Annotated in this window: 3 protein-coding genes; all 3 read right to left on the bottom strand. The window is 74.3% G+C overall.

Annotated elements, in window-relative coordinates:
* Positions 1 to 5 precede the first annotated feature (5 nt).
* Genes AB0950_RS32775 through AB0950_RS32765 form a run of 3 tightly spaced genes read right to left on the bottom strand, consistent with a single transcriptional unit; the run spans position 6 to position 15,281 of the window.
* Positions 6 to 6,596, bottom strand: a complete 6,591-nt coding sequence (locus AB0950_RS32775) for a type I polyketide synthase (protein ID WP_366780052.1) — start codon at positions 6,594 to 6,596, stop codon at positions 6 to 8.
* Positions 6,597 to 6,605: 9 nt separating this feature from the next.
* Complete coding sequence (locus tag AB0950_RS32770; protein WP_366780051.1) at positions 6,606 to 12,149, bottom strand: SDR family NAD(P)-dependent oxidoreductase; 5,544 nt, start codon at positions 12,147 to 12,149, stop codon at positions 6,606 to 6,608.
* Between the two features lie 39 nt (positions 12,150 to 12,188).
* Positions 12,189 to 15,281, bottom strand: coding sequence for an acyltransferase domain-containing protein (locus tag AB0950_RS32765; RefSeq protein ID WP_366780050.1), 3,093 nt, complete (start codon positions 15,279 to 15,281; stop codon positions 12,189 to 12,191).
* Between the last annotated feature and the right edge of the window lie 19 nt (positions 15,282 to 15,300).

The following is a 15,300-nucleotide window of genomic DNA, read 5'->3' as shown; positions in this document are numbered from 1 at the left end:
GTCACTCACCCCTTCTCGCCCAGAGCCAGGTCGACCAGTGCGTCCAGGTCCAGGTCCGACAGTTCTTCCGCGGCGGCGTCCGCGTCCGCCACCGGTGCGTCGCCGCCCGGCCCGGCCGCCTCGGCGCACGCCAGGATCTGCTCCAGGAGGCCCGCGCCGCGCAGGCTGTCGATCGAGACGGTCCGCAGCACCTCCCGGATCTCGGCGTCCTCGGCCTTCCCGGCGTCCTCGGCCGGGCCGGTGTCCGGTTCCGGTTCCGGGCGCAGGCGGCCGCACAGGTGCTCGCTCAGCTCGCGCGGGGTCGGGTAGCTGAAGACGAGGGTGGACGACAGCCGCAGTCCGGTCGCGGCGGACAGCCGGTTGCACAGTTCCACCGCGGTCAGCGAGTCGAATCCGAGCTGGGTGAACGCCTGGTCGATGTCGACGGCCGTCCCCGAAGGGTGGCCGAGCACCACGGCGGCCTGGTCGCGCACCCACTCCAGGGCGGCTGCCCGTGCCTCGTCCGCCGGCAGGGCGGCCAGCTGCGCGGCCAGTGACAGCGAGCCGCCGGCCTTGGCCGTGCCCGCGGTGGTGCGGCGCGGCCGGCCGCCGTCGGCGAGGTCGCGCAGCAGCGGCGGAATGTCGTCACCGGCCTTGCCCCGCAGCGCGGCGATGTCCAGCCGGGCCGGGACGAGGACCGGCTTGCCGCTCGCGCAGGCCGCGTCGAACAGGGCCAGCGCCTCGGGGGTCGGCATCGCGGCGATGCCCGTGCGCCGCAGCCGGGACAGGTCGGCCTGGTCCAGCTCCCCGGTCATGCCGCTGCTCTGCTCCCACCAGCCCCAGCACAGCGAGGTGCCGGCCAGGCCGGATGCCCTGCGCCGGGCCGCCAGACCGTCCAGGAAGGCGTTGGCGGCGGCGTAGTTGGCCTGGCCCGCGTTGCCGAGGGTGCCCGCGAGGGCGGAGAACTGGATGAACGCCGACAGGGGGCGGTCCTGCGTCAGCTCGTGCAGGTTGACCGCACCGCCGGCCTTGGCGCGCAGCACGCGGTCGACGCTCTGCGCGGTCAGCGACTCGACGGTGCCGTCCGCGAGGACGCCCGCCGCGTGCACGACCGCGGTCAGCGGGTACCGGCCGGGCAGATCCGCGAGCAGGTCCGCGACGGCGGCCCGGTCCGCGACGTCGCACGCGACGACCCGTACGGCCGCGCCCGCGCCCTGAAGGTCCGCGACCAACTCGGGCACCCCGTCGGCCGCCGTTCCCCGGCGGCTGGCCAGCAGCAGGCTGCGTACGCCGTGTTCGGCGACGAGGTGCCGGGCCACCAGCGAACCGATGCCCCCGGTGCCGCCGGTGACCAGCACGGTGCCGCCGCCGAGGCCGTCGCCCACCTCGAGGACGAGCTTGCCGATGTGGCGGCCCTGGCTCATCTCGCGGAAGGCCCGGCGCGCGTCGCGGACGTCGCGCAGGGAGACCGGGTTCAGCCGCAGCCGTCCGTCGGCGAACAGCTCCATGACGGCCCGGAACATCTCGTGGATCGCGTCCGGGCCCGCCTCGTACAGGTCGAAGGCCTCGTAGTCGACTCCGGGGTGGTCGGCCGCCACCCGGCGGGGGTCGCGGATGTCCGTCTTGCCCATCTCGACGAAGTGGCCGCCGTGGGGCAGCAGCGTCAGCGAGGCGTCGACGAACTGGTGGGCGAGGGAGTTCAGCACGACGTCGACGCCGCGGCCGCCGGAGGAGCTTTGGAACTTCTCGGCGAACTCAAGGTCGCGCGACGACGCCAGGTGCGCCTCGTCCAGCCCCAGGCCGCGCAGCACCGGCCACTTGGCCGGGCTGGCGGTGGCGTAGATCTCGGCGCCGGCGTGCCGGGCCAGCTGTACGGCGGCCATCCCGACGCCGCCTGCCGCGGCGTGGATGAGGACCCGCTGCCCCTTCTTGAGGTCCGCCACGCGGAAGAGCCCGTGGTAGGCGGTGAGGAAGGTGCACGGCACGGACGCCGCCTCGGCGTAGCTCCACCCGTCGGGGATGGGCATGAGCATGCGGTGGTCGGCCACGGCGGTGCGGCCGAAGGCGCCGGTGAAGATGCCCATCACCCGGTCGCCCGGCGCCAGACGTGTCACGTCGTCCGCCACCTCGAGGACGACTCCGGCGCCCTCGCTGCCGAGCCCGGCGTCGATGGCCGTCTTGTCCACCAGGCCCAGCGCGATCGTGACGTCACGGAAGTTCAGGCCCGCGGCCTGGACGGCGATACGGACCTGACCGCTCGTCAGGGGCGCCTCGACCTCGGGGCACGGCACCCAGGTCAGGTTCTCCAGAGTCCCCTTGTGCGGGATGCCGAGCCGGTGGGCGCCGGCCGCCGGCGGCTCGATCCGCTGGTCGTCGGCTGCGGCCGGGGCCAGGCGCGGCACGAGCAACACGCCGCCGCGCAGGGCCAGTTGGGGCTCGTCGAGGGCGAGCACGTCCGGGAAGCGCGCCCAGGACGCGTCCGCGTCGTCGATGTCCACCAGCCGGAACCTGCCGGGGTGCTCGGTCTGCGCGGACCGGATCAGGCCCCACGCGGACGCGCCGGGCAGGCTGTCGACGCCCTCGCCCGCACCGGTGTCGACGGCCCGGCGGGTGAGCACCACGAGCGTGGACGCGGCGAGGGACTCCTCGGCGAGGAACCGCTGGACCCCCTCCAGCAGGAGCTTGTCCGTGTCGGCGACCGCGGTGAGCAGGTCGGGGCCGGCGGCGGCGAAGTCGTCCGGGCACAGGACGATGTGCCGGGGCGCCTGCCCCGCGAGGACCTCGTCCATGGACGCGCGGAGCACGGCGCTGTCGCCGTCCGCCCCGGCGAGCCGGGAGGCCAGGCCGCTGCTCGCGCCGAGGACGGCCCACGGCCCGCGGTAGGTCTCCTGCCCGCCCTCCTCGACCGGCCGCCACCGCACTTCGTACGGCGAGCGCTGCTGTCCGCCGCGCGCCGAGTGGACCTGATCGGCACTGGCCGGACGGAACGTCAGCGCCCCGACGGACGCGATCGTGCGGCCGTGCTCGTCGGCGACCGACAGGGACACGGCGTCCTCGCCTGCCGGGGACAGGCGGACCTTCACGGTCGTACCGCAGCTCCCGGACAGCTCCACGCCGGACCAGGAGAAGGGCATCCGGCCCTGCTCGCCCGTCACCTCGATGACACCGCCGGCGATCGACGCGTGCAGGACGGTGTCCATCAGGGCCGGGTGCAGGGCGAAGGCGCCGCCCGCCGGATCCTCGGCGGCATCCGGCAGGGTGGCCAGCGCGAACAGGTCGTCGCCGCGCTGCCAGACCTCGCGCAGCCCGCGGAACGCCGGACCGTAGTCGAAGCCCGCGTCCGCGAAGTCGTCGTAGAGGGCGTCGATGCCGAGCTGCCGGGCCCCGGCCGGGGGCCATGTGGCGAGCGCCCGCGTGTCGTCCGCGCGGGCGGCCGCCGGCCCGGTGGCCGGTGCCAGGCTGCCCATGGCGTGCCGGGTCCAGCCGCCCACCGCCGGGCCGTCCTCGCCGGGCCGCGAGTACACGTCCAGGGAGCGGCGTCCCGTCTCGTCCGCCGCGCCGACGACGACCCGCACCTGCACGTCGCCCGAGTCGGGCAGGATCAGGGGGACTTCCAGGGTGAGTTCCTCGACCGTGCCGCACCCGACGTGGTCGCCGGCCGACAGCGCCAGGTCGAGGTGGGCCGTCGCCGGTACGACGACCGCGCCGAACACGGCGTGGTCGGCCAGCCAGCCGTGGGTCCGCAGGGACCACAGGTCGGTGAAGACCACCTCGCCGGTGCCGGGGTGGTCCACGACGGCGCCGAGCAGCGGGTGGTCCGGGGCGGACAGACCGGCGGAGGCGACGTCCGCCGACTCCGTCCCGGCCCGCAGGTCCAGCCAGTACCGCTGCCGCTGGAACGCGTACGTCGGCAGGTCCACCCTGCGGCGCGTCCCGAACAGAGCGTGCCAGTCCACCCGCGCGCCCTGGACGTGCAGCTGGGCCAGCGCGCCGGTCAGCGCCTGCGGCCCGGTGCGGTCCCGCCGCGACGCCGACACGACCACCGCGTCGTCCACGCCCTGGCCGGCGAAGTTCTCCTGGGTGATGCTCGCGAGCGTCGCTCCCGGCCCCACCTCCACAAAGAGGCGTGCACCGGCCGCGCGGGCGCACTCCACCGCGTCGTGGAAGCGCACCGGTTCACGCACGTGGTTCACCCAGTACTCGACGGTCGTCAGCTCCTGGAGCGTGACCTCGCGGCCCAGCCTGGTCGAGACGATGGGGACCGCCATCTCGCCCGCGGGGAACTCCGTGAGCGAGGCCTTGAACGCGTCCAGGACCGGGTCCATGAGCGGGGAGTGGAACGCGTGGTCGACCGCGAGCAGCTTCGCCGAGGTGCCCTCGGCGACGAGCCGGTCGCGCAGGGCGTGGACCTGCTCGCGCAGGCCCGAGACCACGACCGACTCCGGGCCGTTGACGGCGGCGACGCCGACGCGGTCGTACGCGCCGAGCAGGGCGCCCACCCGGGCTTCCGAGGCGCGTACGGCCAGCATGGCGCCGCGCTCGGTGACCGTCTGCATCGTCCGCCCCCGCGCGGCCACGAGCCTGGTCGCGGTGTCCAGGTCGAAGACCCCGGAGACGTGGGCGGCGGCGATCTCGCCGACGGAGTGGCCGATCAGGTGGTCCGGCCGCGGGCCGTACTGCGCCAGGAGCCGGTACAGGGCGACCTCCAGCGTGAACAGCGCCGGCTGGGCGATGTCCGTGCGCTCGCGCTGCGCGGGTTCCAGCTCGTCTGCGAGGAGCAGGGGCTTGAGGGCGAAGGGGAGGTGCGCGTCGAAGCGTGCGCAGGTCTCGTCGAGGCTCTGCGCGAACACCGGGCAGGTGTCGTACAACTGCCGTGCCACACCGGACCACTGGCTGCCCTGCCCCGGGAACAGGAAGACGGTTTGGCCGAGTTCCCCGGCGACACCGCGGACCACCGCGGCGGACTCCTCGCCGGCGCTCAGCGAGGCCAGGCCGTTCAGCAGTTCGTCCCGGTCGTGGCCGAGGACGACCGCGCGGTGCTCGAACCGCGACCGGCTCGACACCAGCGACCAGCCGGCGTCGGCGAGGTCCAGGTCCGCGTCGGCGGCGAGGAAGTCGCGCAGCCTGCCCGCCTGCTGCTCCAGTGCCTTGGCGCTCCTGGCCGACACCACCCACGGCACCAGGCCGCCGGCCACGCCCGCGTCCGGGGCGCGCTCCTCCGCCTGCTCCTCGGGCGGCGCCTCTTCCAGGATCACGTGCGCGTTGGTGCCGCTGACCCCGAAGGCGGAGACACCCGCGCGGCGAGGCCGGTCCTGTGCCGTGGTCCACTCCCGGGCCTCGGTCAGCAGTTCCACCGCTCCGGCCGACCAGTCCACGTGGGTGGAGGGACGGTCCACGTGCAGGGTCTGGGGCAGCACCCCGTGCCGCATCGCCATGACCATCTTGATGATGCCGCCGACGCCCGCGGCCGCCTGCGTGTGGCCGATGTTCGACTTCAGCGACCCCAGCCACAGCGGACTGTCCGGATCCCGGTCCTGGCCGTAGGTGGCCAGCAGGGCGCCTGCCTCGATGGGGTCGCCCAGCGTCGTGCCGGTGCCGTGCGCCTCCACCGCGTCCACATCGCTCGCCTGCAGCCGGGCGTTCGCCAGCGCCGCCCGGATCACGCGCTGCTGCGCCGGCCCGCTCGGCGCGGTCAGCCCGTTGGACGCGCCGTCCTGGTTGATCGCCGAGCCGCGGATCACCGCCCAGATACGGCGCCCGTTGCGCCGCGCGTCCGACAGCCGCTCCAGGACCAGCATGCCGACGCCCTCGGAGAAGCCGGTGCCGTCCGCCGCGTCCGCGAACGCCTTGCACCGGCCGTCCGCCGACAGGCCCCGCTGCCGCGACATCTCCCGGAAGACCTGCGGCATCCCGACGACGGTGACACCGCCGGCCAGGGCGAGGCCGCATTCGCCCTGCCGCAGCGACTGCACCGCCTGGTGCACCGCCACCAGCGACGACGAGCACGCGGTCTCGGTCGACACCGCCGGGCCCTCCAGACCCAGCGTGTACGCCACGCGCCCGGACGCCACGCTCAGCAGGGAACCGATCTGCGCGTAGCCCGCGATGGCCTCCGGGGTGGCGAAGTGGTTGCCGTATCCGAAGTAGGCGAGGCCGGCGAACACGCCGGTGTCGCTGCCGCGCAGGGACTCGGGGTCGATGCCGGCGCGTTCCAGGGACTCCCAGGAGGTCTCGAGGAGCAGCCGCTGCTGCGGGTCGGCGGACAGCGCCTCGCGCGGGCTGATCCCGAAGAACTCGGCGTCGAAGTCGCCCGCGTCGTACAGGAAGCCGCCCTTGCGCGTGTAGCAGGTGCCGGGCCGGTCGGGGTCCGGGTCGTACTCCAGGTCCCAGTTGCGGTCGTCGGGGAAGTCCGACACGACGTCGGCGCCCGCCCGCACCAGTTCCCACAGCTCCTCGGGGGACGCCGCTCCTCCGGGATACCGGCAGGCGACGCCGACGATCGCGATGGGCTCGGCAGCGGCGTCCGTCAGCTCCTGCAGGCGCTTTCGTGTCTCGATCAGCTCGATCGACGTCCGCTTGAGGTAGTCCAGAACGTCGGCGTTGTTGTCGTTGGTCATCGCTCTCCCCTAGCCGAGCTCTTTGTCCAGCAGCGCGAGAAGCTCTCCCGCCGAGGCCGAACTGATCTGGTCGGCGAGGCCGGCCGGTGCCCCGGCGCCCGCCAACGAACGGACTCGGCCCTGCAGTTCGCCGAGCAGACTGGAAATGGTGGCCTGGTCCTCCTCCGCGAGCCCGAGGAAGGCCTCCTCGAGCCGGGCGCCCAGTCCTTCGATCTCCTTGACCAGGTGACCGGCCGGGGACTGCGGGCCGGGACCGGGGTCCGGGGTGATGCGCGCGGCCAGGAACTGGGCGAGGGCGGCCGGGTTCGGGTGGTCGAAGACGAGCGTGGCGGGCAGCTTCAGGCCGGTCACCGCCGCCAGTTTGTTCCTCAGCTCCAGCGCCGTGAGCGAGTCGATCCCCAGCGCCTTGAACGTCGCGGCGGGGCCGATCCGCCCGGTGTCGGCGTGACCGAGGACGATCGCCGTCTGCGTGCGTACGGCATCCAGCAGGGCCGCCTCCGCCTCGTCCGGCGGCAGCGACGCCAGCGCCTTTGCGAGGGCGATGCCGGTGGACTCCCGGCCCTCCGGGCCCTCGGGGCCGGCAGCCGCTCCGGCCAGGGTGCGCAGCAGCGGCGAGGCCATCGGGCCGAGCGCCGTCAGGTTCAGCCGCGCCGGCACAAGCACCGGCTCGTCCACCGAGACCGCCGAGTCGAAGAGCGCGAGCCCCTCCTGCGACGACAGCGGCTGCACGCCCTGCTGTTGCATGCGGACCACGTCCGCGTCGGTGAGGCCGGCGCTCATCTCGCTGCGCTCCGCCCAGAACCCCCAGCCCAGTGCGCGCCCCGCCAGTCCCTCGGCCCGGCGCGCCTGCGCGAGGCCGTTGAGGAAGGCGTTGGCCGCGGCGTAGTTGGCCTGTCCTGCGAAGCCGAGCACGCTCGCGATCGAGGAGAACAGCACGAACGCGGACAGGTCCAGGTGCCGGGTCAGCTCGTGCAGGTGCCAGGCGCCGCGCACCTTCGGCGCGAGGACCGCGTCCAGGCGGTCCTCGGTCAGGGCCTCCACGACGCCGTCGTCCAGCACGCCCGCGCAGTGGATCACCGCGGTCAGCGGGTGCTCGGACGGCACCCCGGCGATCAGTCCGGCGACGGACTCGCGGCTGGTCACGTCGCAGGCCACGAGGTCGACGTGGGCGCCGGCCGCCGTCAGCTCCTCCCGCAGCGCCGCCGCGGCCGGGGCGTCCGGCCCGCGCCGGCTGGTCAGCACCAGCCGGCGCACCCCGTGCCGTGCGACGAGGTGCCGGGCCAGCATGGCGCCGAGGCCGCCGGTGCCGCCGGTGATCAGCACCGAACCGGAGCCGAGTGCGTCCAGTGTCCCGTCGGACGCGCCCGTGGCGTGGACCAGTCGAGGTGTGGTCACGCTGCCGGCCCGGATCTTGAGCTGGGCCTCCCCGGTGGCGGCCGCGGCCGGGACCAGGGCCCACGAGGCGTCCCGGTCGTCCGTGTCCACGAGCGTGAACCGGCCCGGGTTCTCGGTCTGCGCGGTACGCAGGAAGCCCCAGACCGCGGCGGCCGCGGGGTCGGGGTGCGGCACCTGCTCGTCGTGGAACGCCTCCCGCGTCACGACGACCAGGCGGGAGTCGCAGAACCGTTCGCCGGAGAGCCAGGTCTGCGTCCAGCGCAGCACACGGTGCAGGTTCCGCTCGACGTCGGCGGGGGTGTCGGCACCGTCCGCACGGTCGATGCCGACGATGACGACCGGGGGTATCTCCCCGGCCAGAGCGGCGAGTTCGTCGAGGTCGGTGAAGACGGCCCGGTCCTGGCCCAGGAATGCGGTGACCGTGTCGGATCCGCCCACCACCGTGTACCGGTCCGCGGCCGGACCGGACGCGACCGTGAGGGGGGTCCAGTCCACCTGGAACAGCGCGTCCTGGTGTTCGAAGCTCAGCTCGGTCAGCTGCGCGACGTCCGCGGGCCGCAGGCTCAGCGATGCGACGCCCCCGACCCATGCTCCGCCGGCGTCCGCGAAGGTCAGAGACAGGGCGTTCTCGCCGGCGGGGGCGAGCCGGACGCGCAGCGCGGCGGGCCGGCCGGAGCCGATGCGCAGGCCCGTCAGCCGGTACGGCAGCCAGCCTTCGGGCCGGGAGGTGTCGACGAACCGCCCCAGGCCGGCCGGGAGCAACGCGGCGTGCAGCAGCGCCGGGTGGATCCGGAACCGGCCCTGGTCGGCGCCGTCGGCTGCGGGCAGCTCCACCTCGGCGTACAGGGTGTCGTCCTGGCGCCACACCTGCTTGAGTCCTCGCAGCAGGGGGCCGTGGTCGAACCCGAGGGCGGACAGCCTGGTGTACTCGTCCTCGAAGGGCACGCCGGCCGCGCCCGCCGGCGGCCACGAGGCGAAACCTTCCTCCCCGCCGGTCGTCCCGGTGCCGGACGCGACGGCCCCGACGGCGTTCCGCGTCCACCGGGCTTCGCCCGCGCCGCGGGAGTGCACGCTGAGCGCACCCGTGCCGTCGACCATGACGCGGATCTCGCGCTCGGCCGTCCGCGACAGCACCAGCGGTGTTTCCAGGGTGAGTTCCTCGACGGCGTCGCAGCCCGCCTTGTGCGCCGCCCACACCGCCAGCTCCGCCAGCACCGCGGCGGGCACCAGGACGGCGCCGTGGACCACGTGCTCGGCGAGCCACGGGTGGCGCTCCAGGGACAGGCGCCCGCTGCCCACGACTCCGCCGCGCCCGCCGTCACCGGGCAGCTCGATCACGGCGTCGAGCAGCGGGTGGTCGGACGCGCTCGCGGTGGTGGTCTCGGCGGGTGTGTTCAGCCAGTAGCGCTGCCGCTGGAAGGCGTACGTGGGCAGCTCGGCCCACCGGCCGCCGCTGTGCGGGAACGCCGCCTCCCACGACACCGCCAGGCCCGCCACGAAGGCCTCGGCCGCGGACTGGTACAGCCGTGCGAGGCCGCCCTCGTCGCGGCGCAGCGAGCCCACCACGAACCCGGTGGCGCCGGGCGCGGTGTCGAACATCTCCTGGATGTTCATCACGAGCAGCGGGTGCGGGCCGAGTTCGACGACCGCGCTGCCCCGCTCCTGCTCGACCAGGCGCTGCATGGCGGCCGCGAACTGGACCGGTTGCCGCAGGTTGCGGTACCAGTAGCCGGTGTCGAGGTCCGTGGGGTCGATCAGGTCGCCGGTCACCGTCGAGTAGATCTCGACCGGCGTGGACCGCGGGGTGATCCGGCCCAGCTCCTCCTGGAGCCGGCCGTCGAACCGGTCCAGCAGCGGCGAGTGCCCGGGCACGCTGGACTTGATCAGCCGGGCGCGGGCGCCCTCGGCCTGGCAGGCGGCGACGACCTCCTCGACCGCCTTCGTCTCGCCGGAGACCGTCGTCGAGTTCGGGCCGTTCACCGCGGCGATCCCGATCCGGGACCCGTACGGTTCCAGCAGCTCCCGCACGCGCTGTTCGGGCAGCAGGATGCCGGCCATGGTGCCCTGCCCCGTGACGGTGGCCAGCAGCCGGGAACGCAGGGCCACGATCCTGGCCGCGTCCTCCAGGGTCAGGGCGCCCGCGACGTAGGCCGCGGCGATCTCGCCCTGGGAGTGGCCGATCACCACATCCGGGGTCACCCCCAGCGAACGCCAGACCTGGGCCAGCGACACCATCACCGCGAACAGCACCGGCTGGACGACGTCGATGTCCTCCAGGTCCGCCGCGTCCGGCCCGCCGCACACGGTGTCGATCAGCGACCAGGACACCCACGGCTCGAGCGCCTTCGCGCAGGCGCGCAGTTCCTCGGCGAAGACCGGGGAGGTCTCCCACAGCTCCCGGCCCATCGCGGCCCACTGTCCGCCCTGGCCGGGGAAGACGAACACCGTCTTGCCGACCGGCCTCGCGACGCCGGACACCGCACCGGCGACGCCGGCGGTGTCGCCCGCGGCGACGGCGGTCAGGGCGGCGAGGAGCTCGTCCCGGCCGGCGCCGATCACCACCTGGCGGTGTTCGAACAGCGAGCGCGTGGTGACCAGTGCCCGCCCCACGTCCGCGACCGGCAGCTCCGCGTGCGCGGCCACGTGGTCCCGCAGCCGCAGCGCCTGCTCCCGCAGCGCCTGTTCCGACTTCGCCGACAGCACCCACGGCACCGGCCCGGCGGCGTCCCCGGCCGCCGGAGCCGGTGCCTGCTCCTGCTCGGGGATCCCGGGTGCCTCTTCGAGGATCACGTGCGCGTTGGTGCCGCTGATGCCGAAGGACGACACGCCCGCGCGGCGGGGCCGGCCCTGTGCCGTGGTCCACTCCCGGGCCTCGGTCAGCAGCTCCACCGCCCCGGCCGACCAGTCCACGTGGGTGGAGGGACGGTCCACGTGCAGGGTCTGGGGCAGCACCCCGTGCCGCATCGCCATGACCATCTTGATGATGCCGCCGACGCCCGCGGCCGCCTGCGTGTGGCCGATGTTCGACTTCAGCGACCCCAGCCACAGCGGGCTTTTGCCGTCCCGGCCCTGGCCGTAGGTGGCCAGCAGGGCCTCCGCCTCCATGGGGTCGCCCAGCCTGGTGCCGGTGCCGTGCGCCTCCACCGCGTCCACGTCGCCGGCCGACAGCCCGGCGTCGGCCAGCGCCGCCCGGATGACCCGCTGCTGCGCCAGCGGGTTCGGCGCGCTGAGCCCGTTGGACGCGCCGTCCTGGTTGATCGCCGAACCGCGGATCACCGCCCAGATACGGCGCCCGTTGCGCCGCGCGTCCGACAGCCGCTCCAGGACCAGCACGCCCGCGCCCTCGGAGAAGCCGGTGCCGTCCGCCGCGTCCGCGAACGCCTTGCACCGGCCGTCCACCGACAGGCCCCGCTGCCGGGCGAGTTCCACGAGCATTCCCGGAGTCGGCAGCGCCGCCACCCCGCCGGCCAGCGCCAGCGTGCACTCCCCGGACCGCAGGGACCGCACGGCCTGGTGGACGGCGACGAGCGACGCCGAGCACGCGGTGTCGGTCGACACCGCCGGGCCCTCCAGACCCAGCACGTACGCCACCCGGCCGGAGGCCACGCTGAGGTAGTTGCCGGTGAGCTGGAAACCCTCCACTTCGCCGGCCGCGCCGCCGCCCACCCGTGGGCCGTAGTCGACGCCGTAGATCCCGGTGAACACCCCGGTCGCCGAGCCCCGCAGCCCGGCCGGGTCGATACCCGCCCGCTCCAGCGCCTCCCACGACGTCTCCAGCATCAGCCGCTGCTGCGGGTCCATCGCCAGCGCCTCGCGCGGGCTGATGCCGAAGAACTGCGCGTCGAACTCCGCCAGATCGGGCAGGAATCCGCCGGTGCGCGTGTACGTCTTTCCGTGCGCCTCGGGATCCGGGTCGTAGAGGGCCTCCACGTCCCACCCGCGGTCCAGGGGGAAGTCGCCCATCGCGTCCACGCCTTCGGACACGACCGACCACAGTCCTTCGGGGGACGTCACCCCGCCCGGGAAGCGACATCCCACACCCACGACGGCGATGGGTTCGCGCGCGGACTGCTCCAGCTCGCGCACCCGCTCGCGCAGTTCCTGCGCGTCGCCGACGGCGCGTCGCAAGTAGGACCGGAGCTTGTCGACATCCTCCACCAGGGCCTCCCCCAAAGGTTGTTTAGAAGAACGGTGTGGCTATACGTATCCGCGTTCGATCAACGCGTAGAGATCGTCATCGCTGCGGCCTTCCAGGCCTTCCGGACTCGTTTCCTCCGCCGTTTCGGGGGCTTCGGGCGCCTCGGGCTCGAGGAGGGAGAAGAGGTGGCCGGCGAGCGCGTGCGGAGTGGGGTAGGTGAACGCGACGGTGGCCGGGAGCCGTACCGAGGCCACCGCGCCCAGCCGGTTGCGCAGTTCCACCGCCATCGAGGAGTCGAAGCCGAGAGCCTTGAAGGTCTCGGTGGACCGCGCCTCGAGATCGGCGCCGGTCAGACCCGCGCCCTTCGTGCTCAGCAGCGCCGCGGTTTCGGCGCACACGAGGGTGAGGACCGCTGACGGCGAGTCCAGGGCCGCCGCCCTGGTGTGTGCGCCCGTCCCGTCCGCCTGCGCGGCGGGGCCGTTCAGGGTGTCCGGGCCGGCGGGCGCGGTCAGCCAGTACCGCTGCCGCTGGAACGGGTAGGTCGGCAGGCCGATCCGGCGCGGCCGGCCGGCGGCGAAGACCGCCTGCCAGCTCACCGGCACCCCGCGCACGTGCAGCTCGGCCAGGGACGTCAGGACCTTGCCCAGGCCGCCGTCGTGCTTGCTCAGGGTGCTCACCACCAGGGGCGGGCTCGCCAGCGCGTCGGCGGCCTCCTCCATCGCCACCTGGAGCACGGGATGCGGGCTGACCTCGACGAACACGCCACCGCGCTCGCGCATCAGGTTCTCGACGACCTCGCCGAAACGCACCGTCGAACGCAGGTTGTCGTACCAGTACGAGGCGCCGAGCGCGCGCGTGTCGAGCAGCCCGGCGGTGACCGTGGAGTGGAACTCCACCGCCGTCTCCCTGGGCGTGATGCCCGCGGCGGCCTCGAGCACCTGGTCACGGATGCGTTCGACCTGGTGGGAGTGGGAGGCGTACTCGATCCTGACCCGGCGCACCCGGACTCCGTCGCCTGCGGCCAGCGCGGCGAACTCCTCCAGTGCCTGAAGGTCCCCGGCGATCACCACGGAGGCCGGCCCGTTGACCGCGGCCACGGACAGCCGCCCGGGCCACCGGCCCAGCCGGTCCTCGACCCACTCCAGCGGCGCGGCCACCGCGTTCAGCCCGCCCAGGCCCGCCAAGGCGGTCAGTGCCCGGCTGCGCAGGGCGACGACCCGCGCCGCGTCCTCCAGGGAGAGCGCACCCGACGCGCACGCCGCGGCGATCTCACCCTGCGAGTGCCCCACCACCGCGTCGGGGACCACTCCCAGCGACCGCCACAGCCGCGCCAGGGACACCATCATCGCGAACAGCGCGGGCTGGACCACGGCGTCCCCGCGCTCCAGCGACGGCGCCGACTCCGCGCCGGTCACCAGGTCCAGCAGCGACCAGTCCAGCCACGGCTCCAGAGCGCGCGCGCACTCGTCGATCGCGCGCGCGAACACCTCCGACTCCGCGTAGAGCTGCCGGCCCATGCCCAGCCACTGCGACCCCTGGCCGGGGAACACGAAGACGACCGGACCCGCGTTCCCCGTGGCCACGCCGCGCACCACCCGGGCCGCGTCGCCGCCGGCCGCCACCAGGTCGAGGCCGGCCAGCGCCTCTTCACGGTCGCCGCCGAGCACCACCGCCCGGTGCTCGAACGACGACCGCGTCGACACCAGCGAATGTCCCACGTCGGCCGCCGACAGCGAGGGGTCGGCGGCCACGAGGTCCCGCAGCCGCGCCGCCTGCTCCCGCAGGGCCGGCTCCGAGCGCGCCGACAGCACCCACGGCACCACCCCGGTGACGGACGCGGCGGCCGGTTCGGTCCGGGCCCGGGGGGCCTGTTCGAGGATCACGTGCGCGTTGGTGCCGCCCATCCCGACCGACGACACCCCGGCCCGCCGCGGCCGGCCCGGCTCGCCCGGCCAGGGCCGCGCGGCCCGCAGGACGTCGAAGTCCCTCTCGAAGTCCTCGATGGCGGGGTTCGCGGAGCGGAAGTCCGGCTGCGGGACCAGTTCGGCGCGGTCCACGCACAGCGCGGCCTTCACGAAGCCGACGATCCCCGCGGCGGGCTCCAGGTGCCCGACGTTCGCCTTCACCGAGCCGATCGCCAGCGGCCGGCTGCGGCCGGTCTCCCGGAACACCTCGCGCAGCCCGGCTATCTCGGCCGGGTCGCCGAGCCGGGTGCCGGTGCCGTGGGCCTCGACGTAGTCGACGTCGCCGAAGTCGACCGCGGCCCGCTGCAGGGCGGACCGCACGGCCGCCGCCTGCCCGGTGGGGCTGGGGTCCGGCATCCGGGAGGTCGCGCCGCCGCTGCGGACGCCCCAGCCGCGCACCACCGCGTAGATGTGGTCACCGTCGGCGACGGCGAGGTCGAGCCGCTTCAGCAGGACGAACGCCCCGCCCTCTCCGCGGATGAAGCCGTTGGCCCGTGCGTCGAAGGGGAAGCAGCGGCCGTCGGGCGACAGGGCGCCCAGATTCGCCAGGCCGGCCCCCGCTTCCGGATCGACGATCAGGTGCACGCCGCCGGCGATCGCCATGTCGACGGCGCCGGACCGTATCCGGTCGCAGGTCAGCGCCAGGGACACGAGGGAGGAGGACTGGCCCGAGTCCGCGCACAGGCTCATGCCGCGGACGTCGAACAGGCCCGAGATGCGGTTCGCGATCAGCGCACCGCTGGAGCCGAGCACCGTGTAGTGGTCGTCCTGGTCGCTGCCGGACAGCCTGCGCAGCAGCTCGTAGCCGGAGGGCGCGGCGCCGACCACGACGTCGACCTCGCGGCCCGCGAGCGCGCTCGCCGGGATGCGGGCGTCCTCGACGGCCTCCCAGGCGAGCTCGAGTCCCAGCCGCTGCACGGGGTCCATGGCGGCCGCCTCCGCCGGCTTCGTTGCGAAGAAGGCGGCGTCGAAGGCGTCGATGGAGTCGAAGAACGAGCCCGAATTCAAGGTGGCGGCGTCCGGGTGGGACAGGTGCTGCGCGTTCGCGTCGGCCGCCCGCTGTCCGGGGAACGTTCCGATGGTGGACTCCCCCTCGCGCAGCAGGCGCCAGAACGCGGCCAGGTCGTGCACACCGGGAAAGCGGCACGACATCCCGATGACGGCAATATCGGTGGCTGCGCCACTCATGGCATTCCTTCCGGTTCCC

The organism is Streptomyces sp. NPDC007189, from assembly GCF_040703635.1.
Taxonomy (GTDB): Bacteria; Actinomycetota; Actinomycetes; order Streptomycetales; family Streptomycetaceae; genus Streptomyces.
This window is presented reverse-complemented; position numbering and strand designations above follow the sequence as displayed.